This is a genomic window from Desulfospira joergensenii DSM 10085, from assembly GCF_000420085.1.
Lineage (GTDB): Bacteria > Desulfobacterota > Desulfobacteria > Desulfobacterales > Desulfobacteraceae > Desulfospira > Desulfospira joergensenii.
In genome coordinates, this window is sequence record NZ_ATUG01000001.1 from 479,354 (window position 1) to 505,458 (window position 26,105).

At 51.8% G+C, this 26,105-nt stretch carries 23 protein-coding genes; 16 read left to right on the top strand and 7 right to left on the bottom strand.

The window, feature by feature from the left end; all coding sequences use genetic code 11:
- The first annotated feature begins 104 nt into the window (after positions 1-104).
- From F608_RS0102345 to F608_RS0102360, 4 genes are all read left to right on the top strand, one after another.
- Positions 105-1,832, top strand: coding sequence for an AMP-binding protein (locus F608_RS0102345; protein WP_022664006.1), 1,728 nt, complete (start codon positions 105-107; stop codon positions 1,830-1,832).
- On the top strand, positions 1,829-2,944 hold the full coding sequence (locus F608_RS0102350) for a 2-hydroxyacyl-CoA dehydratase subunit D (protein ID WP_022664007.1): 1,116 nt from the start codon (positions 1,829-1,831) through the stop codon (positions 2,942-2,944). The genes F608_RS0102345 and F608_RS0102350 overlap by 4 nt, the downstream gene beginning before the upstream one ends.
- Before the next feature lie 169 nt (positions 2,945-3,113).
- Positions 3,114-4,346: a 2-hydroxyacyl-CoA dehydratase subunit D gene (locus F608_RS0102355; protein ID WP_022664008.1), complete on the top strand. Its 1,233-nt coding sequence runs from the start codon at positions 3,114-3,116 to the stop codon at positions 4,344-4,346.
- Complete coding sequence (locus F608_RS0102360; protein WP_022664009.1) at positions 4,343-5,110, top strand: acyl-CoA dehydratase activase; 768 nt, start codon at positions 4,343-4,345, stop codon at positions 5,108-5,110. Before F608_RS0102355 ends, F608_RS0102360 begins: the two co-directional genes overlap by 4 nt.
- A gap of 43 nt (positions 5,111-5,153) precedes the next feature.
- Here F608_RS0102360 and F608_RS0102365 read toward each other — a convergent pair whose 3' ends face one another.
- Both F608_RS0102365 and F608_RS0102370 read right to left on the bottom strand, forming a co-directional pair.
- A complete protein-coding gene (locus F608_RS0102365) occupies positions 5,154-5,747 on the bottom strand; it encodes a tetratricopeptide repeat protein (protein WP_027362388.1) in 594 nt (197 codons plus the stop codon).
- A gap of 123 nt (positions 5,748-5,870) precedes the next feature.
- On the bottom strand, positions 5,871-6,785 hold the full coding sequence (locus tag F608_RS0102370; RefSeq protein ID WP_022664010.1) for a M15 family metallopeptidase: 915 nt from the start codon (positions 6,783-6,785) through the stop codon (positions 5,871-5,873).
- A 332-nt stretch (positions 6,786-7,117) separates the two neighbouring features.
- Here F608_RS0102370 and F608_RS0102380 point away from each other — a divergent pair, with 332 nt between their 5' ends.
- Positions 7,118-7,462 carry a CGGC domain-containing protein gene (locus F608_RS0102380; RefSeq protein ID WP_022664012.1) on the top strand — a complete coding sequence of 115 codons (345 nt, stop codon included), beginning with the start codon at positions 7,118-7,120 and terminating at the stop codon, positions 7,460-7,462.
- Positions 7,463-7,488: 26 nt separating this feature from the next.
- Positions 7,489-8,811 carry a (Fe-S)-binding protein gene (locus F608_RS35560; protein ID WP_084680959.1) on the top strand — a complete coding sequence of 441 codons (1,323 nt, stop codon included), beginning with the start codon at positions 7,489-7,491 and terminating at the stop codon, positions 8,809-8,811.
- 113 nt (positions 8,812-8,924) lie between these two features.
- Here the strand turns inward: F608_RS35560 and F608_RS0102395 are convergent, their stop codons facing one another.
- Positions 8,925-10,838, bottom strand: a complete 1,914-nt coding sequence (locus tag F608_RS0102395) for a hybrid sensor histidine kinase/response regulator (RefSeq protein WP_022664013.1) — start codon at positions 10,836-10,838, stop codon at positions 8,925-8,927.
- Positions 10,839-11,087: 249 nt separating this feature from the next.
- Here F608_RS0102395 and F608_RS0102400 point away from each other — a divergent pair, with 249 nt between their 5' ends.
- From F608_RS0102400 to F608_RS0102440, 9 genes are all read left to right on the top strand, one after another.
- Positions 11,088-12,053, top strand: a complete 966-nt coding sequence (locus F608_RS0102400) for a sigma-70 family RNA polymerase sigma factor (protein ID WP_022664014.1) — start codon at positions 11,088-11,090, stop codon at positions 12,051-12,053.
- Between the two features lie 33 nt (positions 12,054-12,086).
- Positions 12,087-13,871, top strand: a complete 1,785-nt coding sequence (locus tag F608_RS0102405; protein ID WP_022664015.1) for a tetratricopeptide repeat protein — start codon at positions 12,087-12,089, stop codon at positions 13,869-13,871.
- On the top strand, positions 13,872-14,636 hold the full coding sequence (locus F608_RS30435) for a LolA family protein (RefSeq protein WP_022664016.1): 765 nt from the start codon (positions 13,872-13,874) through the stop codon (positions 14,634-14,636).
- A 53-nt stretch (positions 14,637-14,689) separates the two neighbouring features.
- Positions 14,690-15,565 carry an Mrp/NBP35 family ATP-binding protein gene (locus F608_RS0102415; protein WP_022664017.1) on the top strand — a complete coding sequence of 292 codons (876 nt, stop codon included), beginning with the start codon at positions 14,690-14,692 and terminating at the stop codon, positions 15,563-15,565.
- 28 nt (positions 15,566-15,593) lie between these two features.
- Positions 15,594-16,763, top strand: coding sequence for a deoxyguanosinetriphosphate triphosphohydrolase family protein (locus tag F608_RS0102420; RefSeq protein ID WP_022664018.1), 1,170 nt, complete (start codon positions 15,594-15,596; stop codon positions 16,761-16,763).
- Positions 16,756-17,490 (top strand): UPF0280 family protein, encoded by a 735-nt coding sequence (locus F608_RS0102425; RefSeq protein ID WP_022664019.1) that lies wholly within the window; start codon positions 16,756-16,758, stop codon positions 17,488-17,490. The genes F608_RS0102420 and F608_RS0102425 overlap by 8 nt, the downstream gene beginning before the upstream one ends.
- 433 nt (positions 17,491-17,923) lie before the next feature.
- On the top strand, positions 17,924-18,085 hold the full coding sequence (locus F608_RS36070) for a hypothetical protein (RefSeq protein ID WP_022664020.1): 162 nt from the start codon (positions 17,924-17,926) through the stop codon (positions 18,083-18,085).
- Between the two features lie 295 nt (positions 18,086-18,380).
- Positions 18,381-19,130, top strand: coding sequence for an MBL fold metallo-hydrolase (locus F608_RS0102435; RefSeq protein ID WP_022664021.1), 750 nt, complete (start codon positions 18,381-18,383; stop codon positions 19,128-19,130).
- Between the two features lie 138 nt (positions 19,131-19,268).
- Positions 19,269-19,718 (top strand): NUDIX domain-containing protein, encoded by a 450-nt coding sequence (locus tag F608_RS0102440; protein ID WP_022664022.1) that lies wholly within the window; start codon positions 19,269-19,271, stop codon positions 19,716-19,718.
- A 617-nt stretch (positions 19,719-20,335) separates the two neighbouring features.
- Here F608_RS0102440 and F608_RS0102445 read toward each other — a convergent pair.
- Both F608_RS0102445 and F608_RS34090 read right to left on the bottom strand, forming a co-directional pair.
- Positions 20,336-22,093 (bottom strand): hypothetical protein, encoded by a 1,758-nt coding sequence (locus tag F608_RS0102445; RefSeq protein WP_022664023.1) that lies wholly within the window; start codon positions 22,091-22,093, stop codon positions 20,336-20,338.
- A gap of 307 nt (positions 22,094-22,400) precedes the next feature.
- Positions 22,401-22,799 carry an IS91 family transposase gene (locus F608_RS34090; RefSeq protein ID WP_022664024.1) on the bottom strand — a complete coding sequence of 133 codons (399 nt, stop codon included), beginning with the start codon at positions 22,797-22,799 and terminating at the stop codon, positions 22,401-22,403.
- A 78-nt stretch (positions 22,800-22,877) separates the two neighbouring features.
- On the opposite strand from F608_RS34090, the gene F608_RS0102455 reads away from it, so the two are divergent.
- Complete coding sequence (locus tag F608_RS0102455) at positions 22,878-23,156, top strand: hypothetical protein (RefSeq protein ID WP_022664025.1); 279 nt, start codon at positions 22,878-22,880, stop codon at positions 23,154-23,156.
- A gap of 14 nt (positions 23,157-23,170) precedes the next feature.
- Here the strand turns inward: F608_RS0102455 and F608_RS0102460 are convergent, their stop codons facing one another.
- Positions 23,171-24,667, bottom strand: a complete 1,497-nt coding sequence (locus F608_RS0102460) for a DHA2 family efflux MFS transporter permease subunit (protein WP_022664026.1) — start codon at positions 24,665-24,667, stop codon at positions 23,171-23,173.
- A gap of 2 nt (positions 24,668-24,669) precedes the next feature.
- Positions 24,670-26,091 carry an HlyD family secretion protein gene (locus F608_RS0102465; protein WP_161626808.1) on the bottom strand — a complete coding sequence of 474 codons (1,422 nt, stop codon included), beginning with the start codon at positions 26,089-26,091 and terminating at the stop codon, positions 24,670-24,672.
- Between the last annotated feature and the right edge of the window lie 14 nt (positions 26,092-26,105).

Consider the following 26,105-nt stretch of genomic DNA (forward strand, 5'->3'; position numbering starts at 1 on the left):
AAGCAATGGTTGACATGCCGACCGACGTTCGATATAAAAACCGATATACAACAAACCGTTTCTCGGTTTTACTTCCTTGAATAAAAGGCGGAAAAGGAGGAACCATGCCTGAAAGCAAACCCTGGCTGAAATTTTATTCCGCAGTGCCCACCTCTCTGGACTACCCCGATGCCACCATGTATGAAGCCGTCATGAAAACCGTGAACCGGGTACCGGACAGGGTGGCATGGGATTTTATGGGCACCCTGTCCACCTATGCCGAATTCGGCAGGGCCATATCCCGATGCGCTGATGCTCTTTCCGGACTGGGATTGAAAAAAGGGGATGTCATTACCATTTCCATGCCCACCTCTCCCCAGGGAATCATCTGTTTTTATGCGGCCAACAAGATAGGGGCCATCGCCTCCATGATCCATCCCCTGTCCACCCAGAGCGAAATTGAATTTTACCTGGATCTGTCCGGCTCGACCCTGGCCCTGACCCTGGATGCCTTTTACGATAAATTTTCCCGGGCCATGGAAAAGACCTCCTGCAAAAAACTGATCCTGACCCGGATCGGGGATTATCTCTCCCCTGTCAAACGGATGGGATTCTGGCTCACCAAGGGCCGGAAGATCCCCAGGGTACCGGAAGATCCAAAGATCTCCTGGTGGCAGGAGATCATGAACCAGACCTTTCCGGCCCAGCCGGCAGCAGAAGCCTCTTCGGAAGACACCGCCGTGATCCTCTACTCCGGGGGCACTACGGGCAGGCCCAAGGGGATTATGCTCTCCAATAAAAACTTTATCTCCGAGGGCATGATGGTGGCGGCCTGGGGAAATCTGGATGAAAATGACACCATCCTGGCCATCCTGCCCATTTTCCACGGATTCGGCCTGGGAGTCTGTGTCAATGCTGCCTTCATGGCCGGGGGCAGGAGCATCCTGGTGCCCCAGTTCAGTCCGGAAATCACGGCCGGACTGATCAAGGCAAAAAAACCCAATTTCATCATCGGCGTGCCCACCCTTTATGCGGCCCTGAACAAGAACAAAATCTTTTCCGGGGCAGATCTTTCCTGCCTAAAGGCGGCATTTTCAGGGGCCGACACCCTGCCCCAAAAGGTAAAAACCGAATTTGAGGCCCTGGTCCGCCGCCGGGGAGGAAAGGTCAAGCTCCTGGAAGGATACGGCCTTACCGAGGCGGTCACCGCCATCATGGCCATGCCCATGGGCCATTACCGGGAAGGCAGTGTGGGGATACCCTTTCCGGACATGGATGCCAAGATCGTGTCTCCCGGAACCACAAAAGAAGTCCCCCCGGGAGAGGACGGTGAGATCTGTCTGTCCGGGCCTGCCGTGATGAAAGGCTATCTCAACCAGGAAGAAGAAAGCAGAACCGTATTGAAAATCCATGAAGACGAAAAGACCTGGCTCCACACCGGGGACATTGCCTCCCGGGATGAAGACGGATTCTTCTATTTCAAGCTCCGGCTCAAACGGATGATCAAATCCTCGGGAATGAACGTCTATCCGGCCCAGGTGGAAGAGATCATCTATGAGCATGGAGCCGTGTCCCAGGTCTGTGTCATCGGGGTTCCGGACAGGGACCTGGTGGAACGGGTCAAGGCCTTTGTGGTGCTTAAGCCGGGATTTTCCCCGGGACCGGACATGGAAGAAGAGATCATCACCCTTTGCAGAGAAAAACTGATCAAGTGGAGCTGCCCCCGCAGCGTGGAGTTCCGGGACACCCTGCCCTTCACCCGGGTGGGTAAGGTTGCATTCAAGACCCTTGAAGACCAGGAAATCCAGAGGCTGCGCCGGGAAGGGAAATATGCAGGAGAAAACAAATCATGAAAGAGTTCAAGGCCTTTTGGGATGCGGTCAATGATCCCTCAGCTGTTGCCGCCGGGATAAAATCCAAAGCCGGGAAAAAGATCATGGGCCATGTATGCTCCTATGCCCCGGAAGAGCTCATCCATGGGGCAGGATTTCATCCCATGCGGATCTTTCCGGGTCAGGCCGAAGTCAGCCTGGCCGACAACCATCTCCAGTCCTACTGCTGTTCCCTGGTCCGGGGAATTCTGGAGGACTGTCTTGCCGGGAACCTGGATTATCTTTCCGGCATGGTCTTTCCCCATACCTGCGACTCCATCATGCGGTTGAGCGATATCATCCGTTTAAAGGGACAATTTGAGTTCTTTGCCGATGTTCTGGTGCCGTCCAAGCTGGATACCGCCAGCGCCAAAGCCTATCTTGGACAAGTTCTGGAACGATTCCGCCAGGACCTTGAAAGGGCCGAGGACAGGGAAGTAACGGACCGGGAGATTGCCGCCTCCATCCGGCTGTTCAACTCCATCCGGAAAAATCTTTCCCGACTCTTTGAACTCAAATCAAAGCACCCCGGACTTATCTTTGGAAAAGATCTTTATGCCGTTGTCAGGGGGGCCATGATCATGGACAGAAATGAACTGGCCCGGCACCTGGAACGCCTTGTCCAGAAGCTGGAAGAAAAAGAACCACCTCCCTTTGCCGGCAGACGTCTGGTCCTGGCCGGGTCTGCCTGCACCATGCCTGAAATCCACTCCCTTATCGAACAGGGAGGAGGGGCAATTGTGGCCGATGATCTGTGCACGGGGCAGCGCTGGGCCGACGGGCAGATCGACCCGGACATGCCCCCCATGGAGGGCCTTGTTGAAAGATATGCCCAAAGGATGGTCTGCCCGGCCAAACATGCCGGGATCCATGCCAGGGGGGACCGGCTGCTGGAGATTGCAAAAGAGCATGGAGCCCATGGAGTGATCTTTCTCCTGGTCAAGTTCTGTGATCCCCATGCCTTTGACCTCCCCTATCTGAAAAGCGTTCTGGATCAGGCCGGGATCAAAAGCCAGGTTCTGGAACTTCCCGAGCATCAACAGGGCATGGGACAGGCCGCCACCCGCCTGGAAACCTTTATCCAGATGATATGAGGGCAATTGATAATGAATAATGGAGAATTGATAAGTAAGGATGCTTCGCATTTTTTATAGAAGATCTCGGCAACAGGGAACAAAACGCTTTCACCGGTTTTCCAGCCTTTTGTGCTCTTCGCTTTTGACTTTAGACTTTGAGCTTTCGCCTTTACCATAAGGATATTATATGACGGACAAAGACAAACCCATCAAAATCAAATCCGCCAAAAAGATGCGGGACATCATGGGGCTCTACTACATGGATGCCCTGACCGCCTCCCAGAACAACAAACTGGTGGCCTGGATCACCTCGGGGGGCCCTGTGGAGCCCCTGGTGGCCATGGACATCATCCCGGTCTATCCTGAAAACCACGGGGCCATGATCGGGGCCTCCAAAATGGGAGAGGACCTGTGCGTCAAGGCCGAAGAGATGGGGTACAGCACGGATCTGTGCTCCTATGCCCGGGCTGACATTGCCTGCTCCGTTGTAAAGGGCGGGCCCATCGGCGGGCTTCCCCGGCCGGACATGCTGGTCTGCTGCACCAATATCTGCGGCACGGTATTGAAATGGTACGAGGTCCAGGCAAGGTTCTTTGATGTTCCCCTGTTTATCCTGGATACCCCGGTCTGCCATACCGGGTATACCCCTGAAATCGACACCTATGTCAAGACCCAGATCCGGGAGTACATTGAGTTCCTGGAAAAAACAAGCAAAAGAAAACTCGACCATGACCGCATGGATGAAGTGGGAAAACTATCCCTTGAAGGTCAGAAGCTCTGGCAGAAGGTTCTCAACACCACGGCGGGAAAGCCCTCTCCCATGAGCGCCTTTGACGCCTTTTTCTTCCTGGCCCTGATCGTCACCCTCAGGGGCACCCGGACCGCCGTTGATTTTTATAAAGAGCTGCTGGCTGAAATGGAAGAGAGGATCGCCCAGGGCATAGGGGTTGTACCGGACGAGAAGTACCGCCTCCTCTGGGACAATCTGCCGGTCTGGCACCAGCTCAAGTGGCTCTCCGCCACCTTTGCCGGCCACCGGGCCTGCCTGGTGGCCGATACCTATACCTCGGCCTGGTGCAGCGCCATTGAAAACATCGATCCGGACAACTTCCTGGATTCCATGGCCCGGGCCTATACCGGGATATACCTGAACATCGGGGTGGATCAGATGGCCGCCCAGGTCCTGGATTATATCCGTTTTTATGATGTCAATGGCATGGTCATGCACTCCAACAGATCCTGCAAACCCTATTCCTTCGGCCAGATGGACATCATGAACATCATCCGGAAAAAGGCCGGGATTCCCATTCTCATGCTGGAGGCGGACATGACCGATCCCAGAAGTTTTGCAAGATCCCAGGCCCAGACCAGAATCGATGCATTCATGGAAATCGTCAGACAGAGAGGAGCCGCGTCATGATTTTCGCAGGCATAGACATCGGCTCCATCACAGCCAAAGCCGCCCTGATCAAGGATAACCGGGTAGTTGCCACCCGGGTCATTCCGACCGGATACAACCATTCGGCCGCCGGAGAAAAGGTATTTCAACAGATCCTCAGGGACTCAGGGATTGACAGAAAAGAAATCCAGGCGGTCGTGGCCACGGGATACGGCCGGGCCAGCGTTGAATTTGCCGACAAGGCCATGACGGAAATCATCTGCCATGGAGCCGGGGCCTATTTTTTAGATCCCGGAGTCCGGGGCATCATCGATGTGGGGGGCCAGGACTCCAAGGCCATTCTCTTGGATGGGGAGGGACATGTCCAGGACTTTGCCATGAACGACAAGTGTGCGGCCGGCACAGGCCGGTTTCTGGAGGTCATGGCCCAGGCCCTGGAGGTTCCGTTAAAAGAGTTGGGGGAACTCAGCCTGACCGGAAAGGAACCGGTTAAGATATCCAGCGTCTGCACTGTTTTTGCCGAATCCGAGGTCATCTCCATGATCGCCAGGCAGAAAAAACGGGAAAACATCATCTCCGGCATCCACGCCTCTGCTGCGGCGCGCATCGCCTCCCTGGTCTCCCGGGCCGGAATCCGGCCCCCTGTTGTCATGACCGGGGGGGTGGCCAGAAACCAGGGCATGGTCAAAGCCCTGGAAGACCGGCTGGGATGGGATATCGCCATCAATCCATTTCCCCAGGAAAACGGGGCCATAGGCGCTGCCGTACTCGCCTCAAGACTCTGATAAGGAAAAGCCCCGGGACGCTTCTTTCCTTTTTACTGTTTTTTTATCTGGATTTCATCTTATCGATCAGGTTTTTCACGGGCTCTCCATTGGGAGCCAGGGCCATGGGATTGATCTTGACCAGGTCTTCCCAGGCCTGAACAGCCGCTTCCATATCTTCTAAATCGTGCATGAGAACGATTCCCTTATTGAAACGGGCGGTTTCAAAGGAAGGATCTGCCTGAATCGCCTTATCAAAGGCCTCCACGGCCTTTTCAGGCTGGCCGCTCCTTCTGTACATCACCCCCAGGTCCGTGAGAACCCCGGGCTTCCCCGGTTCCAGGGCCAGGGCTTTGGTATAGGCTTCAATGGCATCGGCCGGCCGGTGGGTGTCAAAGAACAGATTGCCCAGCTCGGTCCAGGCCCGGGCATCATCCGGATTCTTTTTGAGGTGCTCTTCCAGCTTTAAGATATTGGCCCCCACCTCCGGGCTGATGCCTTCGGCATTCTCCCCTTTATCGGGGTCATGGGGCCCGGCCTGGGCCGCAACCTCCGGGCCCTGATCCGCCAGTTTAAAAGAGGTATAGGCAGCCCCGGCCAGAAAGCCGATGGTAAGGGAAATAAGAACGGCCATGTATAAGGTCTGTTTTTGTACCATTTGTCAGATATCCGTAATTTTAAAAATGGATGTTGTTTGGTGCGCTGTTCCTCAATTATTCATTGTCAATTATCCATTTGCCAACAATAATCACCCGGTTCCGGGTTTCAACCCCGGTTGATTTCAGACCGTCCCGATATGCCAGGGCTCAAACCTCACCCCCAGGTCGTTGTCCCGGCTGTACCTGAATTTGACGTATCCCAGGCGGTTCAGTCTCTTATACACCTTTGTTTCGATGAACTTTTCCGTAAAATTATATACGCCAAAGCCCTTCTGCCCCACATCAAAATCCCCTGTCCCGTGGAAGGAGTACCCGGGGGGGGCAAGGGATCTGGAAGCCATGGAAAGATTTCCCCGGCTCCGGGAAACCTTGTCCAGAAACAATAAAAACTGCTTCATGATTCCCCTGACCCCGGAGGTCAGCACAATTTCCCGGCCCACCTGCTTTTTTACGGCCTCATAGACCTGCATGGGTTTTCCCCGGTAGAGATAATTTCCGGTCCGGGGGATCTTTTGAACCTCTTTTTTCCGGATAACCCCGGTGATGTCTTCAATGGGTTTTTCCCCGAAAAATCCGTAATCACTCCCCTTGGCATAGAATATCTTTTCAAGGAATTGAATTTCAGAAGGGAGAAACCGGCCGATGGAAGAATAGTTCTTTGAAAGCGCCAGGGCCTGATCAAAATCGAGAAGGGCGTAATTGCCGTACCCGACCGTACGCTGAATCCGCTTCAACCGCTTGAGACTGGAATGGAGCAAACCTATATCACGGGAATCCAGAAAGATATCATCCTCAAAGTCATGGTCAAAAAAACGGCTTTTCATGAGCCGGTCTTTAACGGCTTTATCCAGATCCGGACCTGCATCTCCGGCCGCGGCAGAAGAGATTTTCTGCGGTTCTTTTTTTGGGGTTCTTTTCCCGTGCACAGCCCCTGCAGGACCGGACCAGCCGAGCTCCGGCGGCATGGCAAAGGCCTGGGGAACCCCCTTGAGCACAGCTGAAACAAAAACAAATTTTAAAAAATCCCTTTTATCCATTTCCCTTACACCCTGCCCCGGTATTCCCGGCCGTTTCGTGGTTCGGCATTGTACCCCATCCGCTTGCTCCGGAAAAGACTTTTCCCCAATCTTCCATGAAAAAGATATCCCGATCAAAGGAAGCCTGATCAAAAGGCTCATGGCAGATTTGATACCTATTTTTTGCCGGGCCGTTGCACATCTGCGACCCTGGGCTCAGCAAGTCTTCCGGCTGAACGCCAACCAGTTGATAAGACAGGGTTTTTTCTGTCCGTATTTCGTAAAATCGACTGGCATGCATTATGCTACATTATATTTGAATTTCTAACCCTGCAATACAAAAGGAGACGCACATGGAAAAAGTCGCTGTGGTTGGCTGCGGAACATACATGGATCAGGGATACGGATGTCCGGGGGAATGGAGGTGCCTGAAAGCCGCTTCCCAGGGGGAGGGAAAATTTGAGGCCCCCTCTTCGGTTGTCGCCTTTGTAAAATGCCAGTGTCCTGGCAGAGCCGTCCTGCCCACCCTGGGCATGGCAGCAAAATTATCCCAAATCAAGCCCGACAAGATCTATCTGAGCTCCTGTCTGGCAGGCGCCCTGCCCGGCTGCCCCTATACCGGCGCGGAAGAACTTGCCGGAATCCTGCAGGAAAAGACAGGGATTAAAGTTATCATGGGAACCCATGATTATCATTAGGATATTGCTAACAAGAGGAGAGATAAATGGCAGAAGCTGTCATCAAACTTGGAAAGAAGAAAAAAGACACCACATTTCTGGATAAGGTAAAGGAAATTCTGCCCGAGGGCGGGAATCTGAACGCCTGTCTCACTTGCGGGGCCTGTGCTTCGGGATGCCCGGCCACGGGACTGGCCGACATGGATCCCAGGAAATTTCTGCGCATGGCCGCCCTGGGCATGGACGAAGAAATCGCCCAGTCTGACTGGCCCTGGATGTGCACCATGTGCATGCGCTGCATCTATGTCTGCCCCATGCAGATCGATATCCCCCAGCTCATCTTCAATGCCAGGGCCCTGCGCCCCAGGGAAGAAAGGCCAAAGGGGATCCTGGGATCCTGTGACATGGCCCTGAAAAACGAAACCACCTCTGCCATGGGCACAACCGAGGAAGATTTTGAATTTGTTATTGAGGATGTCCTGGAAGAGTACCAGGAGGCCCAGCCGGAATTCGCGGAAATGGAGGCCCCCATTGACAAGGAAGGGGCTGAATTCTTTCTCAACCAGAATTCCAGGGAACCGGTGACCGAGCCGGATGAACTGGTCCCCCTGTGGAAGATCCTTCACCTGGCCGGTGTGGACTGGACCTACGGGTCCAAGGGATGGGCCGGGGAAAACTATTGCATGTTTCTGGCGGACAATAAGGACTGGGAGCAGATTACCGCCACTTCGGTCAACCAGGCCAATAAGCTCAAGGTCAAGACCTACCTCAACACCGAGTGAGGTCACGTAACCTTCTCAGTCCGGTCCGGAGTGAAAAGATTCAACCTTGAACACGATTTTGAAATTAAAAATATTTACGAATACTATGCCAAATGGATCCGGGAGGGAAAGCTAAAGGTCAATTCCGACTGGAACAAGGACCTGAAGATCAAATTCACGGTCCAGGACCCCTGCCAGATCGTCCGGAAAAGCTATGGAGACCCCATTGCCGACGACCTGAGGTTTGTGGTTAAATCCGTTGTGGGGGAAGAGAACTTTATCGATATGCAGCCCAACCGCTCAAACAATTACTGCTGCGGCGGGGGCGGGGGATTTCTCCAGTCCGGATTCAAGGAAGAGCGCCTGGCCTACGGCCGGATCAAGGATCAGCAGATCAAGGCCACCGGAGCAGATTACTGCATTGCCGGATGCCACAACTGCCATGCCCAGATCCATGAACTTTCCGAACATTACGGAGGAAACTATCCCGTGGTCCATCTCTGGACCCTGATCTGCCTTTCACTGGGGATTCTCGGTCCCAATGAAAGGGAATATCTGGGGGAGGATCTAAAAGAGGTCAATGTCTTCCACCCGGAAACCGCTCTATAATTTTGCATACCCTCCCGGAGGCCGGAAACCAAATCTTTTTCCGGCCTCCGGTCTTTTATAGTTGTTCTCAAAATAAAATTCCGATTATTGCCGGGAGGAGCAAAGATTCCATATCAGCCCGAAGTCATCAGACGGTTTATCCGGCCGACATAGTCCAGATTCCTGCAGGGCTTTGACAGATGATCGATATAGGGATCATTTTGCTTCAACTCTTTGATGGACTCCAGGAATTCAATGTTCCCGGAGATGAAAAGAATGGGAACGATCCTGTCTGTTTTCCGGATATGGTGGTAGACATCCATGCCGTTAAGGCCTCCGGGAAGGATATAGTCCAGGCTCACAAGGTCATAATCGTTCCTGTCGAACAGATCCACGGCGATCTGCCCGTTGCCGGCGATATCCACCCTGTGATTGCAGGGCTTTTGGGTCAGGATCTTGTACTGGACCCCTGATATGGCCGGTTCATCCTCAACCAGCAGGATATATTTCCCGGAACTAAGCTTCCCATTGTCGATATCTTCCTTTTCCTCTGCTGTCAGTTCCTTTTGAATGACCGGCAGGGAAATCCTGATCTTTGTCCCTTTTTTAATTTTGGAAACAAGGTTTATCCTGCCTTTGTGCTGGTCCACATATTTTTTTACGTTGGCCATTCCATAGCCGGTTCCCTTGATTCCAGGCGCGTAAGACCCGGATTCGTCCCGGCTTCCCTTCAGGGTAAAAGAGGGCTCGAAAATTTTCTCAAGAAATCTTTCAGGGATGCCGCATCCGTTGTCCTGGATTTCGATGCAGACCTGATCCTTGCGGTGGTATGTCCGGATGATGATCTCCGGCCGCTCAACCCGGCTGGTGGCATGGATGGCATTCTGCAGGATATTGACAAGGGCATGTTCGATCATGCCGGGGTCCGCGAGAAGGTCCGGTCCCCGGGGACCGTATTCCCGGATCAAATGGATCTTTTCCAGGTCTCTTTTCAGCAGGTTCAGGACCAGTTCGATTTTTTGATTGACGGGGAAATACTCCTGCTTGGGCTCCTGGTCCTTGGCAAAGGCCACCAGATTTTTGGTCAGGTTCTGACCCCGCAGGGTCTGGTCGAATATCAGTTCAAGGGTTTCCCGGGTCCCGGGGTCCTGGCATCCGATGAGAGCCAGCTCGGCATTGCCCATGATAATACCAAGGGTATTGTTAAAATCATGGGCCATTTTGCCTGCGATCTGGCCGACCAGGGCGAGTTTTTTGGATTCTGCCGCCTCGGCAAGGGCCTCCATTTTCTCGGCCTGGGCCTGTTTGCGCTCACTGATGTCCCGGAGAGCCGTTATTCTTATTTTTTTTCCCCGGGACTCGATCATCCTGCCCTGGATCTCTGCCGGGAAAGTGGAGCCGTTTTTGCGCAGGGCGGTAACTTCATAGGGCTTTTCATACCCGGATATCATATTGGCCTTTACCCGGTCCCTGTGTTCGGGGATGATCCACTCCATCCCGTACCGGCCCACAGCCTCTTCCCGGGTATACCCGAACATCCGTTCTGCAGTAAGATTCTGATCCAGGCAGAGGCCCTGGTCGGAAAGGAAAATTGACTCAAACGAGGCATCGGACAATGCGGCCAGACGGGCCTGGCTCTCCCGCAGGGCCTTTTCGGAACGGATCCGCCTTGTGATATCCCGGCATATGCAGAACACCATTTTCCGACCGTACCGCACGGCCTTGCTGGTACTGATCTCCACGTCCAAAAGACTGCCGTCCTTTCGGCGATGGCGGGTTACGAAACGATCGCCGGCTTCATCCAGGTCCTCAATCATCCCGAGAATATGTTCTTTATCCCATTGATCATCCCAGTCCCATACAGAAAGCTCCAGGACCTCTTCCAAAGAATACCCGAGATTCCGGGCAAATTTTATATTGGCATCCTCTACTTTCCCGTTTTCATCCAGAACCACGATCCCGTCCCTGGATTCCTGGATCATCTTCCAGAGCCAGGCGACTTCCTCGCGCAGAGCCGCCTCTGGTCTTTCTCCTTTTGTCTTTTTCATATCAGGCACCTTAACCGGTGGGTGGATTTTGCTTTTTTTGAACTTTTTACGAAAAACCCCTTTAATGAATAACTTTTTACGGGGAAGAATGCAATTCTTTCCTTGGGCCTGTCAGGGCCGAAATCCTCCCGGCTTCTGTGAAAGCCCTGGAAAAAAATTTCTAAGATTACTTTTTAGTAAGAATATATTACTTTTATAGAAATCATCTTAATGGTATACTCCTAATTTTAATCAACAAAGGTTCGCGGAATGAAGAAAAATACCGTTCAGACAGATGAAAAAACCCCGAAAAAGAGGCTGACCAAGGAGGATTTCCTGGTTCCGGCATCAAAGATGAAAACCTCCAGTTCCAAGGCCCTTGTCAAATCAGACCCCATCCAGAGCTATCTGAATGAAATCAACAGGTACAGACTTCTGACCCGGGAAGAAGAGGTCATACTGGGCAAACGGATCCAGGAGGAAGAGGATCAGGAAGCCGCCTATATCATGACCACCTCAAACCTGAGGCTGGTGGTAAAGATCGCCCTGGAATTCCAGAGGATCTGGATGCAGAACCTGCTGGATCTCATCCAGGAGGGGAATATCGGTCTTGTCCAGGCCGTTAAAAAGTTCAACCCCTATAAAAACGTAAAATTCTCCTATTATGCCTCCTTCTGGATCAAGGCCTATATCCTGAAGTTTATCATGGACAATTGGCGCATGGTCAAGATCGGGACCACCCAGGGCCAGCGCAAATTGTTCTTCCGGCTGAAAAAAGAGAAACAGATGCTCATTGAGCAGGGGTTTGACCCCAAACCCAAGCTTCTGTCCGAGCGCCTGGGCGTGTCGGAAAAGGAAGTGGTGGACATGGACCAGCGATTGGCCAACTGGGATCTTTCCCTGGACGAGCCCCTGAAGGATGATTCAAACACCGAACGCATTGAATTTATCAATGTGGAGGCCGAGTCATCCGAGGACCAGATGGCAAAAAAAGAGATTGAGGATATTCTCCATACCAAGGTCAATACATTCAAAACCACCCTCAACGACAGGGAACTGGATATATTTGAGCGCCGCATTTTCTCGGATTCCCCGGAAACCCTCCAGGAAATCGGCGAGCAATACTCCATTTCCCGGGAGCGGGTCAGGCAGATAGAAAACAATATCCTGAAAAAGATGAAAGCCTTTTTCAAGAAGGACATGCCTGATTTTGACATGTATGATCACAACCAATAGAACCGCCCTTTTTCAGGCAAAGTGAACCCATCCATGAGACATGTTTCTGTTCTTATTCTAGCGGCCCTGCTCTTCTGGGGTGCAGGCTGTGCCCGGATCAAACCGGAATCCGGCCCGGGAGCCGCCCTGCCGGCCATGGAAGAAAGCCGGGAGCCTTCCGCCAAATTCTATTACCTTGAATCCAGAATCCATGCCGGGGCCGGCAGGATTGACCCGGCCATCGCCGCCCTTGAAAAGGCCATTGAAAAAGATCCGGAATCTGCCCTGCTCAAAAGGGATTTGATCCGGTTCTACCTGGAGAAGAACCAGAAAGACCAGGCCCTGGCCCTGGCCGAGGACCTGGTTGAACTCGATCCTGAGAATGTGGACAACCTTCTTCTCCTGGCCCGGTTTAAGTCAGACCGGAACCGGAAAGAGGATCAGGATCTTCAGGACCTTCTGAAAAGGATTCTGGACCTGGACCCGGCCAACAAGGAGACCTATCTGCGCCTGGGCAAGATATATATGGAAAACCAGCAGTATCCCAAGGCCCTGGACCTGTTCACCCGGATGGCCAAGGAATTCCCCCTCTACTATGTGGCCCAGTTCTATCTGGGCGAAGCCAATATGATGACCCGGAACCTGGAGGCGGCAAAGCAGGCCTTTCTGGCCAGCATTGAACTGGAGCCCAACCTTGTGGAAGCCCGGTTCAGACTGATTGATATCTACAGAGAGGAACACAAGGTCTCCGGCAAAGGCCCAACGCCGGAAGACCGTAAGACCCTCCTGGAATATTATAAGAACATATTGGAGATTGAACCGGAAAATCTCCAGGCCAGACTGGAACGCGCTCTCCTGGTATACCAGGGAGGGGATTTAAACCAGGCCCAGACCTTATTTGCCGAACTGGCCCGGGAAGCCAAGACCGATTCAAGACTGGTCATGACTGCCGTGGATACCTATATCTCCCGGAAAAGGGGGAAAGAGGCTGTGATTGTTTTTTCACAGCTGCTCAAGGCGGATCCGGAAAATGACAATTTGATCTTTTTTACGGCCATGGCCCATGAGTCTGCCAAGGATTTTCAAAGGGCCGTGGATCTGTACCGCCGGGTCAGCCCGGAACATCCCCAGTACAAAAAGGCCGTTCTCACCACAGCCTTCCTCTATAGGGACATGGGCAAAATCCAGGAGGCCATTCAATTTCTGGAGGATCACCATGCCCAATCCCCCATGGATATCGATATTCTCCTCTATCTCTCCTCTTTTTACGAAAAACAGGAAGACCTTGAAAAGGCCATATCCGTCCTGGAAGAGGGACTTGCCTATTCTCCGGAAAACACCTCCCTGCTGTTTCGCCTGGGGGCGATCCAGGACAAAAAAGGCCTGAGGCAGGAATGTATCCAGACCATGAAGCAAATCCTCCGCATTGATCCGGAGGATGCCAGCGCCCTCAACTACCTGGGCTATACCTATGCAGACATGGGCGTCCAATTGGATCAGGCCCTGGACCTGGTCTCCCGGGCCCTGAAACTCAAGCCAGAGGACGGCTATATCACGGACAGCCTGGGCTGGGTTTACTTCAAAAAAAAGGAGTATGGAAAAGCGATCCTATACCTTGAACGAGCGGCGGAGCTCAGCGATTACGAAACCGTTATCGCCGACCATCTGGCCGACGCCTATGTCAAGGCCGAAAGGTTTTCAGATGCCCTGACCGCCTATGAGAAGGCCCTGGCCAGGGCCGGAAAAGAGGATAAAAAAACCATCAAAGAACTGGAAGAAAAGATCAAAAAGGTCCGGGCCCGGCTGGAAGAAGAAAAGAAATCAACCCCTGTGGATTAAATGAAACCCACCGCTCTTTTATCCCATATCTTATCCGCCATGGTTCTGATCCTGCTGGTGGCAGGATGCGGGTCCATGCGGCCGGTAACCGATCCTGCCCTGGACAAGAAAGCCTCGGAACGGGCCCTTGCTGCCCGGTCCCTTAACCGGGACGTAAAATCGAGCAAGGGCACAGGCTGGGTAACCCTGGAAATGGACGGCAGAAAGGACAGGTTCAGGGTGGCCTGGGCGGTAAAGACCCCCAACCGGGCAAGAATCACCCTGCTTGCCTCGGGCATTCCCTTTGAAACCATTGCAGGGAACGGCAAATCCGTTACATTTTTCTCCCATACCCATGCCCATGGTCTTTATACCGCAAAAGGGAGGGACCCGGACCTGAAACAGGCCCTCCATATCCGGATCAGGCTTTCCCAAATCGTATCCATGCTCCTGGGACAGATTCCCCTTGGACAATTTGATGATGCCTGGTTTTCACCTGAAGCCCCGGATCAGATCATCCTCAGGCAGGGTAAGGGATCTTTTGTCCATGTATTGGACCTGGACCCGGACGGGACCCCCCGGGGACTGATCCGCCAAGACGGCTCCGGAAATCTTGTCTATGATATCCAGATCCTATCCGTGAAAAGAGTCCATGGCCGGGACATGCCGGTCGATTTCCTCATCCGGGACAGGCTTGGCCGGAGCATCCGTCTGATCCTCACCCAATTCATCCCCAATCCCCCCATAAAAGAATCCGTATTTGTATTGACAGAACCGGGATCATGACCATTATCTAATCAGATTTAACCCGTATCCTCTCATAAGGAGATAATCATAACATGATTCACGAGAATGTAGACCAGGCAAAAAAGAGCGGCGGATGCCCCTCCCAGGGCGGAGATACAGCAAACAGACAAAAGGAACAGGAGGCCATGATCAAGACCTCTCTGTCCAAAATCAAACATAAAATTTTCGTATTGAGCGGCAAGGGAGGTGTGGGCAAGAGCAGTGTTTCCGCCAACCTGGCGGCCAGCCTGTCCAAAAAGGGATATAAAACCGGCCTCATGGACGTGGATGTGCACGGCCCCTCCATTGCTCAGATGCTGGGAATGAAGGAACTTCTGGACATTACCCCGGACCAGAAGATGCTCATGCCCCAGAAGATCAACGACAACCTCAAGGCCGTCTCGGTCCAGGCATTGATGCAGGACAGGGACCAGGCCATCATCTGGAGAGGACCGGCCAAGGCCGGGATGATCCAGCAGTTCGTGGGATCCGTGGACTGGGGAGAGCTTGATTTCCTGGTCATTGACGCCCCTCCCGGAACCGGTGACGAGCCCCTCACCGTCATCCAGACCATCCCCGAGGCCCTTGGCGTCATCGTCACCACCCCCCAGGAAGTAGCCCTGGCCGATATCCGGAAATCCATCTCCTTTTGCAAAACCGTGAAGATGAAGACCCTGGGCATTGTTGAAAACATGTCCGGTTTCAAATGTCCCCACTGCAACGAGCCCATTGACCTGTTCAGCAACGGGGGAGGCGAAAAAACCGCCAAGGCCACCGGCCTGACCTTTCTGGGATCCATTCCCTTTGACACCCAGGTGGTCATCTCCGGAGACTCGGGCGTCCCCCTGATGCTCCAGGATAAGGAAACCGCTTTTTCCAGCGCCTTTAAAACCATTGTGGACAACATCATCAGCCAGGTGGATATCTAACCTTAAGCCTTCCAGCACGGGGTAAGATTTGGAAAAACCATTCAAAAAAGCCAGGGAATTGAAAAGCCTCCTGAACCGAAGGGAAGAGGAGACCTTGAATTCCCTGGCCTGTTTTTCCACCAGGGCGGTCCGCCGCCATAAAGAGGGCCATCAGGACAATGAGTACCGACAGGCCTTCAGCGCCGATGCCGACCGGATTCTCAACTCCCTGGCCTTTACCCGGTATATTGACAAGACCCAGGTCTTTTCCCTGGTGAGGAACGACCATATCACCCACAGGGTCCTTCATGTCCAGCTGGTCTCCCGGGTGGCCCGGACCATCGGCCGGTATTTGGGGCTCAACCAGGATCTCATCGAAGCGGCCAGCCTGGGCCATGACATCGGCCACCCGCCCTTTGGCCATGACGGAGAGCGTTTTTTATCCAATCTGACCCAGGCCTGTGATGCCGGCCATTTCCACCACAGTCTCCAGTCCATCCAGTTCCTGGACAGGATCGAAAGAAAGGGAAAGGGATGGAACCTGAGCCTCCAGACCATGGATGCCATTGTCTGCCACAACGGGGAAGTCCATTCCAAAAATCTGACCCCGGAACAGACCCGGACCTTTGAGGATTTTGACGCCATGACGGCCCGGGTCAGCAGGGGGCCGGTCTGCGATGAGATCCCCATGACCCTGGAGGGATGTGTGGTCCGCATGGCAGATACCATCTCCTATATCGGCCGGGATCTGGAGGACGGAATCCGTTTAGGGTTGGTGGAACGAAGCCAGATCCCGGAACCCTGCAGGCAGAGCCTGGGCCGGACCAACGGCACCATTGTGTTCAGCCTGGTCACGGACCTGATTTCCAACAGCCTGGACCAGCCCCTGATCCGGTTTTCCGAGCCCATAGCCCAGGCCCTGATGGAACTCAAGAGATTCAACTATAAGTTCATCTACAAGAATCCGGCCATCAAACAGCATCTTCAATCCATTGAGGATATCTTCAAATGCCTCTTTGAACGCTATCTTACCGACCTTGAAAAGGACAACCGGGATTCCGTCATCTTCAATGAATTTCTCCTGGACATGGACGAGGCCTATCAAAAAGACCACTCAAACCCGGAAATCGTCCGGGACTTTATCTCGGGCATGACCGATTCCTATTTTATCCGCCAGGCCCCGGACCGGCTCAAACCTCAATTCGTGGATCATGTTTGAGGACCGGAGCTCCTATCGGCGGCTGCACCGGAAAAAAGGGCTGGTCTCCTTTGAGATCACGGTCAAGGAGACCAATCTCAACATCCAGGCAGACCAGGATCTGACCCGGGAAGCCGTGACCGCAGCCCTGAAATTCCGGGGATATATTGAAACCCATATCCGATCCTGTCCGGAGTTTTCCTCTTCTTTTGCCCCCCTGCCCGTCCCGGATCTGATTCCCGGCATCGTACTGGACATGTACCGGGCGGCCATCGCCTCCCGCACCGGTCCCATGGCCGCCGTGGCCGGAGCCGTGGCCGAGCATGTGGGAAAGAGTCTGTTAACAATTTCAAGGGAAATCGTGGTGGAAAACGGAGGGGATGTGTTCATCCGTTCCGACTCGGACACAATCTTCACCATCTATGCCGGAGAATCCCCTTTGAGCATGAAGGCGGGAATCCTGGTGAAAAAAAGAAAAAAACCATTCGGCCTGTGCACCTCTTCCGGCACCCTGGGCCATTCCAAGAGCTTTGGAAAAGCCGATGCCGTAACCGTCCTGGCCTCTTCCTGCGCCCTGGCCGATGCCGTGGCCACAGCCCTGGGCAACCGGGTCAAGACCCCTTCGGACATTGCAAAGGCCGTTGATACGGGAAAACAGATCCCCGGCATTGAAGGCCTGGTCATCATCAAGGGAGAGCATATGGGGCTGTGGGGGGATTTGAACCTGGTTCCCCTGGACAAAACTTGAGTGCCCCGGAGAAGCACACAACTTCATCCGCCTGTTCTGCTGAAAATAATCCTATTGTCTGCTATCGAATATCAGAATCACAATCAGGAAGCTTAATGCAAGACTCTTTGAGAAATGTTCGCCAGGATTTTTTCCCGTTTAAACTATCGCCACTTGCGGCAGAAAGATCATGTCCGCTCTGCCGTGGAGGCCGGTATGGGCTGCAGCGGAGTCATCGGGTGGGATTCTGTACAGGCTCTTGATTGGCTTTGCGGTTAAAAAGGGAAATTGTTTGAGCCTTATGCGAGTTTTTCCCTTTCAGCAAAGCCGGGCCTAGAGCCTGTAGGAATCATTCACCCTGCGCAGCCGCAGTCCAGACCGGCCGGAGGTTGTCCTGGAAATCATGTCTTAAGGATCCTGAAAACGGAAGGGACCCAATCTGCTTATCCTGGGAATGGAATGGGTCGGCATAACCCGGCAGGGAAAGGAAAGGGGCGTTCCGCTAAATCCCCTGCTCCCGTCCATGGGAGCAGGGGAAGCTGAAAAGCCCGTGGTTTATCCCGTCCTGGACCCCGGCCTTTTAAGCCGCTCCACCCCCTTTCCTTCCCCTGCCTGACCGCCCTGATTTGCCATGGGGGTTGGTATCTGAGCAATCATTTTAATAAGGCTTTACACGATTCAGTGATCCTGATATGCCATTGAATATATAAAGGAATTAGCAAGATCTGGATATCTTTCATATCTGCATATTATCCAGCTAGCTATTTGGTCATGGAAGTTATCCAGTTCTACACATCATCTTGTGTTTTTAAAGCTATTGATTATAAATAATTAGCTATTACCTATAGGACCAGTATTTTGGAAACAGTTACGTTGGATTATTTTTATTTCAGAAAGGAGTCATCCGGATTATGAAATTGCAGCAAATACGCAATGCTACACTTAAACTCACCTATGCCGGGAAGGTTCTGCTAACTGATCCTTATTTAGCGGAGAAACACTCCATGGTGTCATACAGAGGGGATCAATGGAGCCCGCTTGTGGAATTACCATTTTCTATTAATGATGTCCTTGACGGGGTGGAGATGGTACTTATTTCACATATTCATTCAGATCATTTTGATAAAACAGCTCAAAAAAATATATCCAAAAAGCTACCTCTTTATTGTCAGCCGGCAGATGCAACTGAAATTGAAAAAATTGGATTTCATCAAGTTGTTCCTGTTCATGACTCAGCAACCTGGGAGGGTATTACTATTACCCGGACAGAAGGTCGGCATGGGTCTGGTGACGTCTTAGAAGAAATGGGCGAGGTTTCCGGATATGTGCTGCAGGCAGAAAATGAACCTACAGTTTACTGGGCAGGAGATACGGTTTTATATGATGAAGTCTTCAATATAATCTCTGAATTTAAACCCGATATTATCTTCACGCATTCCTGTGGAGCTATCTGGGGCGATCATGTACCTATCATCATGAATGCAAAACAGACCGTATCCCTCTGTAAAGCTGTACCAAAAACAATTGTTGTCGCGACGCATATGGGTACAGTCGATCATGGAACGGTGACAAGGGAAAACCTCAGAGCATATGCGGAAAAAAAAGGGGTTCCACCCCATCAGTTACGAATTCCTGAAGATGGGGAAATAATTGAATTTTAGAAGATATTTTTGGAATAGAAAAATGCTAATGGAATCGTGTCAAACGATTGAAATAACAAAATAATTCACCGGATAAACCGTTGATCATCATGTTAGGGAAAACATTGCGATAGCAAACTCAAAATAGATAGAGAACGAATGATGAAAAGAAGAATTCGCAATTCAGCTAAAGCCATAATCATAAAAGGTGGTAAAATGCTTGCTTCCAAAATAGATGATAATGGGGACATTTATTACATTATGCCAGGAGGAGGACAGGATACAGAAGAATTACTTCCTGACGCGGTAAAACGTGAGTGCGCTGAGGAATTAGGTGTTGAAGTAGAACCAAAATCGCTTGAATTTGTTATTGAAGGTCGGAATGGTGAATCATTCCATCGAGTAGATTTTGTGTTTTTATGTGAATTTATTGGTGAATTAAGTAATTCAAAAATACAGAGCGATAAAAATCAAGTTGGATTTGATTGGCTCTCAATAGATAATTTGATGAACGAGCCACGATATCCGTCAAAGCTCCGGTTACAAATCATCAATCTTTTCCACAAAAGAAAAACTGAAACCTATTTGGGAAATGAGGATATGGAATAGATAGTCATCTTGTTTGGATCAATAACCAAGAATTTAAGGATCCCTAACAAATAAAGGATTAGTAACCGTGCCGAGGCACGAGGCTCGGTAATAATCCTATGGTTCATGAAGCCGAGGATCAATAGGGGAAAAGGTTCAGCTGACTTTTCCTACACCCTGCGGGCGCATAAAGAGTAGGACAGATGTCGTTTTTTTTCGATTTTTAATTTTTTTAAACAAAAGATTTAGAGCTTATTTTAGCATTGAACCTGTTCAGGCTTTGGGGTCCACCGCAATAGCTTATCTGTATAAAATCGTTTCCAACCCCCTGACTTTCCCAGCGCATAAAACAAACTGGCGCCGGATATTATAAAAAAAATATGGGCATCATCCAGCGGGTAACAAAAATATTCCATGTCTCCACCCAAACATCGGTATTCATGTTTTTAACGTGTCAGTCTCCCAAGTTAAAAAACCGTAACCTGTGATAGAAAAATACAATTCAAATGGCGAAAATTCTCAGCCAGTCAAACTCATACCTGCGTTGTGAATTTATAGTTGTCGTTTTTGTTCTCTGATTTTTTTGTTTGTGTCCTTATAATTATCAAACTGCTGACATGCGGCTTTTAATCTGCCTGTTAAAAGGTATGGCATTGAGTGCATTCAACCTCCTTTTCAATATGCTTCTCATGCGATTCTTCTTCCCATAATTTTAACTCGTGGCAGGCATTACAAAGGAGTTCTTGTTCCTGAACAAGTCCGGTTGGCTCAGACGTATGGCAGCTGGTACAGGAGATATCCTTCTCCCTGTGCTGGCGGTGCATACCTACCCAGGCCTGGTTCTCTGATTCATGGCAAAGAGTGCAGTCTTTAACTCTTTCAGGAAACTTGTGGTACCCCAAAGCCGTAAAGGGGATCATGCCGCTTCCATCTGGTGTGGTACCGGAATAATCATGGCATTCAATACAAGCAGGGGCATTTTCTATGGGGTCCACCCCATGACTGATAAGCATTTGCGCATCTGCTCGCACCATTGTATAGCTGCCGGTCATGCCTTGTTCTTCCATGCCCCTGGTCACGGCTTCATCAAAAAAACCCGTCATAAACATCCACATGATTGCCGGGGGAACGATGCGACCACTTTCATGCAAAGGCATATTGCTTAGATGCCGCTTGATGGGAACGATAGAGGATTTACCGTCAAAAGGGCCACCGTTTGCAACGGCCATATGGTAGATCCCCTGCTGGTCAGGCGCTATTGTTTCTCCGATATTGTAAACATATGATGTTCCGTCAAACCATACATATTCAGGCGTGACAAAAGACTCTGAAATTTCATTCCCGACAAATCCGCCTTGACCTGAGCAGAATGCTGGATTCCAGTGCGGTTCCAACCAGTCCCGTGACATTTCAGTGGCACCGCCCTTGGCAAAATTGCGGATATGACAGACCCGGCAATTGACTTGGCCATTTGCATGCCGATTTAAAGTAGAATTCGAATGCGGTGTTTGCGTATGGCAATCCTGGCAGGCTGGATCCGGTGCCTCTGTCTGGCGAAGGTCAATTCCCCGACCGCCAATTTTATGGTGGGGTGCCGCGTGACAATTGGCACAATAAAGGTGGGCACCATCCGGTGAAAGATGTACATCCTGGTCAATGGTTGCCATGGCAGTATTGGCACCCATATCCCCCCTTTTGACCCAGTCACCGCCGCCGGCTTTGGCATGGCAGCGCAAACAGGATGCAGTGGTTGGCAAATGAACATTTCTGGCCACATCTACCATGGTTGTTCCTTCAGGCATTTTATCGAAATCAGGGACACTTGTATAATTCCCCAGCTCATCCACCTTGCCAAACACATAGGTCTTGGTTTCACCTAAAACATTTGTCACGGTCTCGGTATTCTCCGGATCTTGAACAAATGTCCGCTGATAGATGTCGCTGTGGCACATCAGACAGTCTACATCATTTCGCTCCGGCAGATGAGGCGCATTCCCGTCCGCCCTGACATGACACGAAAAACAAGCACCTCGGGATGACATGGCATAGGTACAGAAAGTATTGATCCCGCCATTGGCTTTGCCAAACCATTCACCATTGGTGTTGACCAGCTCCGGGGTCGGGCCGTCCCATCGCATATGAAGGCTGTTGAGCATTTCATCTGCTTCTTCTTCATGGCAGGCGATACAGGTTTGCGGGCCATCATAAGCGTCAATGGATGCATGTTGAGGGATCTGCCCTTTCTGGCCCTTTCTTTTTCTCGCATTTTCATTTTTTTCACTCTCATTTTCCATTTTTTGGACATGGTTCATGGGCCTGTTGCTTGATTGATAAGAAGCATAGCTGACGCTGCTGATAAAAATTAGGCAAACAACGATACGAATGATTTTCTTCATACCATCCTCCTTTTTTCGAAAACCCCATATCGTTAGGATAGGGGGTGTTTGGCGTATTCTTAGATCGAAAGAATATCTATTCAGCAGATTTTACTGAAAATTTTAATCATCATCACAGTGTTCATATGTTGTTGACAATAAAATCAGAAAACAAAGGTGGATAGAGCGATAGAAGTGGGAATTTCGAAGTGGTCGTTTCTGGATGGGTACCAGCCAACGTTAAAAGTCAGTATCTATTTCGCTACCATGCTTATTTGTATCGGTCAAGTTAAAAAAGATATTTTTTCAATGCTGAGAATCCATTGGCTCAGCCATCATTATGAAAACAACCATCAGAAACGATGGCATGCAGATGCGGATGAAAGTTTAAAAAATCTCCATAGGTCTGAACCGCGATACTGGCACCAGGAACGGCGGTTTTATCGGAAACAACGGATCTCAGATATGCATTCATCACCTTCCAGGCGCAGATCGACAATTTTGCCAGCCATTTTCGATGATACATGAAATAAATCCTTACCCGCTTGGGAAGACTGAAGACCCACTGCCGGTGGGGCAAATCCTTCAGCACTTCAGTCAACACCCATTCACCGTACTCAATCACCCGTTTTTGATGGCAGGAGGGACAGAATTGCCTGCGCTTGCAGGAAAATACCAGAAGATACTCGCGGCCGCATTCTTCACAACGAACCCTGGCAAATCCCATAGGAGATCTCCACAGTCGAGATATTTGTAAATCACCGTCATTACGTAAGTCCGCCAGAATCCATACCGGGATGCGTACATGTCATCCCAGGCCCTTTCGTTGTATTCTCACGAAAATGGTTTCTCAGAAGATGGCATATGTCAGGAGATAAAACCTGAATACAATTATAGACATCCAATAAAAATCCCCAAGCAGGAGGCAATGTCCGCAATCGAAAAATGTTGCCAGGACAAAGCTATTGGCATTGTAGACCTTTTGGATAATCCTGTCCCGTATGAAAATCCAGAGTGCAGTGTCCAAATTTCGATGGATGATGTTGATGTAAAGAGACAAGAAGAATTTCGACCCGGGGGATAAAAGATGCGGATGCTTCAGCCCTGGGCATGCTGGGAGGGCAAAAGGAAGACAAAGGGCAGAACAGCCAGGAAAAGCAGGCCAAAGATCATGGATACGTCATTGTAAGCCAGCATGGTGGCCTGCTGGATAATGACCCGGTCAACAAAAGCCATTGCGCCCTGACCGGACAGGTGCCCTGATAATTGGTGGAGATAGCCGGACAGGTTGGGATTATAAGGGGTGACATGGGCGACCAGGTCTGCCCTGTGGACCTGCTGTCCCCGGGCCACCAGGGTGGCCACCACAGCATAGCCGATATTGCCCCCGATGCGCCGGCTCAGGGTATAGAATGAGGTGGCGTGGATCATGTCCGTCCGGCTCACGGTGCTCAGGGAGATGCCGCTTAGGGGGACAAACATGAAGGGCATGCCGATGCCCATGATCACAAGAGTGGGCACCATCTTCCGGAACCCTGCGGAAAGGGAAAGCCCGGATAGGTCGTAATAGGACCAGACAAGGACCAGAATGGCAAAACAGAGCAGCCCCCGGACGTCAAATCGCCTGTAGAGCTGTCCGGCCACAGGCATGAAAATCAAAAGCATCACAGCCCTTGGGGCCAGGACAATACCTGCCTGAAAGGCAGAGTATCCCAACAGGTTCTGGGTGAACTGGGGCAGGATAAAGGTGGTGCCGAAAAGGGCCATGCCAAAAATAAGGCCCACAAAGGATCCCACGGCCAGGGCACGGTTTTTGAGCACCCTCAGATTCATGATGGGCTCCTGGGCCTTAAGCTCCCAGAGAACCAGTCCCAAACCGGTCACAAGGGTAATCAGGAGTCCTGCGCAGATCTCTTTTGATTCAAGCCAGTTCTTTTCCTGCCCCCGTTCCAGCACAAACTGCATAGAGGTCAGGGAGAGGGTCAGCAGCACAATGCCCTGCCAGTCGATTTTGTTCACCCCCCGTTTCAGGTAGGCAGGATCCTCCACAAAGGCCATCACCATCAGGATACCGACGATGCTCACCGGAACATTGATGTAAAAGATCCAGGGCCAGCCGTAATGGTCTGTGAGCCAGCCCCCGAAAATAGGGCCCACAGCAGGGGCAAGGACAACCCCCATGCCGAAAATGGCCATGGCCATACCCTGCTCTTCCTTGCCAAAGGCTTCCTTGAGAATGGCCTGGGAGACCGGAACCAGGGCGCCGCCGCCCAGTCCCTGGATAATCCTGTAGACCATCATCTGGTGAAAGGAGACTGCTGTGCCGCAGAGAATGGACCCCAGGGTGAATACGGCAAAGGATAAGAGGTAGAGCCGTTTGCGGCCGATGAGGGTGCTGAACCAGCCCGCCATGGTGATCATGATGATCTCGGCAATGCTGTAGCCTGTGGCCACCCAGGTGATGGTGGACAGATCCTCGCTAAAGGTTCCCATCATATGGGGAAGGGCCACATTGACCACGCTGATATCCATGACCGCCATGAATGCACCAAATACAACGGTGATGGAGATCAGCCATTTTTTTGTCTCGGGCATGGTCAGCTTTTCTTTGGTTTCCCGGCCCGGGGGGAATGACTGCTTTCTGATGTCATGGCGGCTTGGGGATCGGACACATCAATTTCAGGAATAACAGACATGCCCGGGATAAGGAGGAGACCGGGCTCGGTGGGTTCCTGTGAAATCCGGATTTTCACCGGGATCCGCTGGACCACTTTAACAAAATTGCCAGTGGCGTTCTGGGCGGGCAGCAGGCTGAAACAGGCGCCTGTGCCGTGCTGGATACTGTCCACCCACCCCTTGATCACGGCATCCGGATAGGTGTCGATGCGGATGAGGGCAGGCTGGCCCGGCCGGATTCTGGCCACCTGGGTTTCCTTGAAATTGGCTGTCACCCAGACATCCTTGGAAACCAGGGCCATGAGGGCCTGGCCTTTCTGTACAAACATGCCTGGTTCGGCACTCCGGTTGGAGATAAATCCGCTGGTTTCCGCAATGATCCGGGTATGGGCCAGATTGAGCCGGGCCTGGTCCACCTGGGCCTGGGCTTTTTCAATATCTGCCTTGGCTGTTCCGGTCATGGTTCGGCTCTGGTCCACCTGTTTGGGGCCGGCCTGGGCTGCCTGCCACCCGGCCCGGCTTTGTTCCAGTTTCGACTGGCTGGCCTTGACCTGGGCTCTGGCCTGGACCAGCTGGTTCTCTGCCGTGGCCAGGGCTGCCATGGACTGCTGGATCATGGTCTCTTTGGCGCGGACCCGCTTTTGGGCGGCTTCAAGGTTGGCTGCTGTCATATCAGCAGCCGCAGCCATATGATCCACCTGCTGCCGGGAAACGGTCTGGGTTTTTTCCATGTGCCGGAACCGTTCCAAATCAGCCAGGTTTCTAAAATGTTCAGCCCTGGCCGCCTCTTCCTGGGATTTGGCAAAATCAAGATCCAGCCGGGCGGTCTTAATCTGAACCTGGATTTCACGGCATCGGCCCTGGGCAGTCTCCACCTGTGCTTTGGCCACGTCCACATTGGCCAGGGCCATGTCGACCGAGGCCCTGGCATCGTTGAGGCCTGACTGGCTGGCAATGGCGGTGAGGTCTACGTCCGCATCCCGCATGAGGGCCGCCACCTGTGCGGACCTAAGTGCGGCCAGGGCTGCATTCAGCTGGATTTCATAGTCAGCAGGGTCCAGTTCCACCAGCACGGTCCCCTTTTCCACCCATTGGTTGTCCTCCGCCTTAACCGCGACAATATGGCCGGAAACCCTGGGACTCACCTGGGAAATATGGCCCTCCACAAAGGCATTGTCTGTGGATTCATGGTCCAGGGCATGCCAATACCAGGATCCGCCGTAGGCGACAGCTGCAATGAGGAAGACCGCTGAAGCCACGCGGATGAGCCGGCGCCTGGAGGCAGGCCTTGGGGATGGTTTGGTTCCAGGGGCTGCTGAATCAATTTCATTTGAATTTGTCATGGTCTTTTGCATGG

Excerpts from the sequence above, each read along its gene's own strand:
- F608_RS0102345 (WP_022664006.1), top strand. The coding sequence starts at position 105 with ATGCCTGAAAGCAAACCCTGGCTGAAATTTTATTCCGCAGTGCCCACC.
- F608_RS0102350 (WP_022664007.1), top strand. The coding sequence starts at position 1,829 with ATGAAAGAGTTCAAGGCCTTTTGGGATGCGGTCAATGATCCCTCAGCT.
- F608_RS0102355 (WP_022664008.1), top strand. The coding sequence starts at position 3,114 with ATGACGGACAAAGACAAACCCATCAAAATCAAATCCGCCAAAAAGATG.
- F608_RS0102360 (WP_022664009.1), top strand. The coding sequence starts at position 4,343 with ATGATTTTCGCAGGCATAGACATCGGCTCCATCACAGCCAAAGCCGCC.
- F608_RS0102365 (WP_027362388.1), bottom strand. The coding sequence starts at position 5,747 with ATGGTACAAAAACAGACCTTATACATGGCCGTTCTTATTTCCCTTACC.
- F608_RS0102370 (WP_022664010.1), bottom strand. The coding sequence starts at position 6,785 with ATGGATAAAAGGGATTTTTTAAAATTTGTTTTTGTTTCAGCTGTGCTC.
- F608_RS0102380 (WP_022664012.1), top strand. The coding sequence starts at position 7,118 with ATGGAAAAAGTCGCTGTGGTTGGCTGCGGAACATACATGGATCAGGGA.
- F608_RS0102395 (WP_022664013.1), bottom strand. The coding sequence starts at position 10,838 with ATGAAAAAGACAAAAGGAGAAAGACCAGAGGCGGCTCTGCGCGAGGAA.
- F608_RS0102400 (WP_022664014.1), top strand. The coding sequence starts at position 11,088 with ATGAAGAAAAATACCGTTCAGACAGATGAAAAAACCCCGAAAAAGAGG.
- F608_RS0102405 (WP_022664015.1), top strand. The coding sequence starts at position 12,087 with ATGAGACATGTTTCTGTTCTTATTCTAGCGGCCCTGCTCTTCTGGGGT.
- F608_RS30435 (WP_022664016.1), top strand. The coding sequence starts at position 13,872 with ATGAAACCCACCGCTCTTTTATCCCATATCTTATCCGCCATGGTTCTG.
- F608_RS0102415 (WP_022664017.1), top strand. The coding sequence starts at position 14,690 with ATGATTCACGAGAATGTAGACCAGGCAAAAAAGAGCGGCGGATGCCCC.
- F608_RS0102425 (WP_022664019.1), top strand. The coding sequence starts at position 16,756 with ATGTTTGAGGACCGGAGCTCCTATCGGCGGCTGCACCGGAAAAAAGGG.
- F608_RS36070 (WP_022664020.1), top strand. The coding sequence starts at position 17,924 with ATGGAATGGGTCGGCATAACCCGGCAGGGAAAGGAAAGGGGCGTTCCG.
- F608_RS0102435 (WP_022664021.1), top strand. The coding sequence starts at position 18,381 with ATGAAATTGCAGCAAATACGCAATGCTACACTTAAACTCACCTATGCC.
- F608_RS0102440 (WP_022664022.1), top strand. The coding sequence starts at position 19,269 with ATGATGAAAAGAAGAATTCGCAATTCAGCTAAAGCCATAATCATAAAA.
- F608_RS0102445 (WP_022664023.1), bottom strand. The coding sequence starts at position 22,093 with ATGAAGAAAATCATTCGTATCGTTGTTTGCCTAATTTTTATCAGCAGC.
- F608_RS34090 (WP_022664024.1), bottom strand. The coding sequence starts at position 22,799 with ATGGGATTTGCCAGGGTTCGTTGTGAAGAATGCGGCCGCGAGTATCTT.
- F608_RS0102455 (WP_022664025.1), top strand. The coding sequence starts at position 22,878 with ATGTCATCCCAGGCCCTTTCGTTGTATTCTCACGAAAATGGTTTCTCA.
- F608_RS0102460 (WP_022664026.1), bottom strand. The coding sequence starts at position 24,667 with ATGCCCGAGACAAAAAAATGGCTGATCTCCATCACCGTTGTATTTGGT.
- F608_RS0102465 (WP_161626808.1), bottom strand. The coding sequence starts at position 26,091 with ATGACAAATTCAAATGAAATTGATTCAGCAGCCCCTGGAACCAAACCA.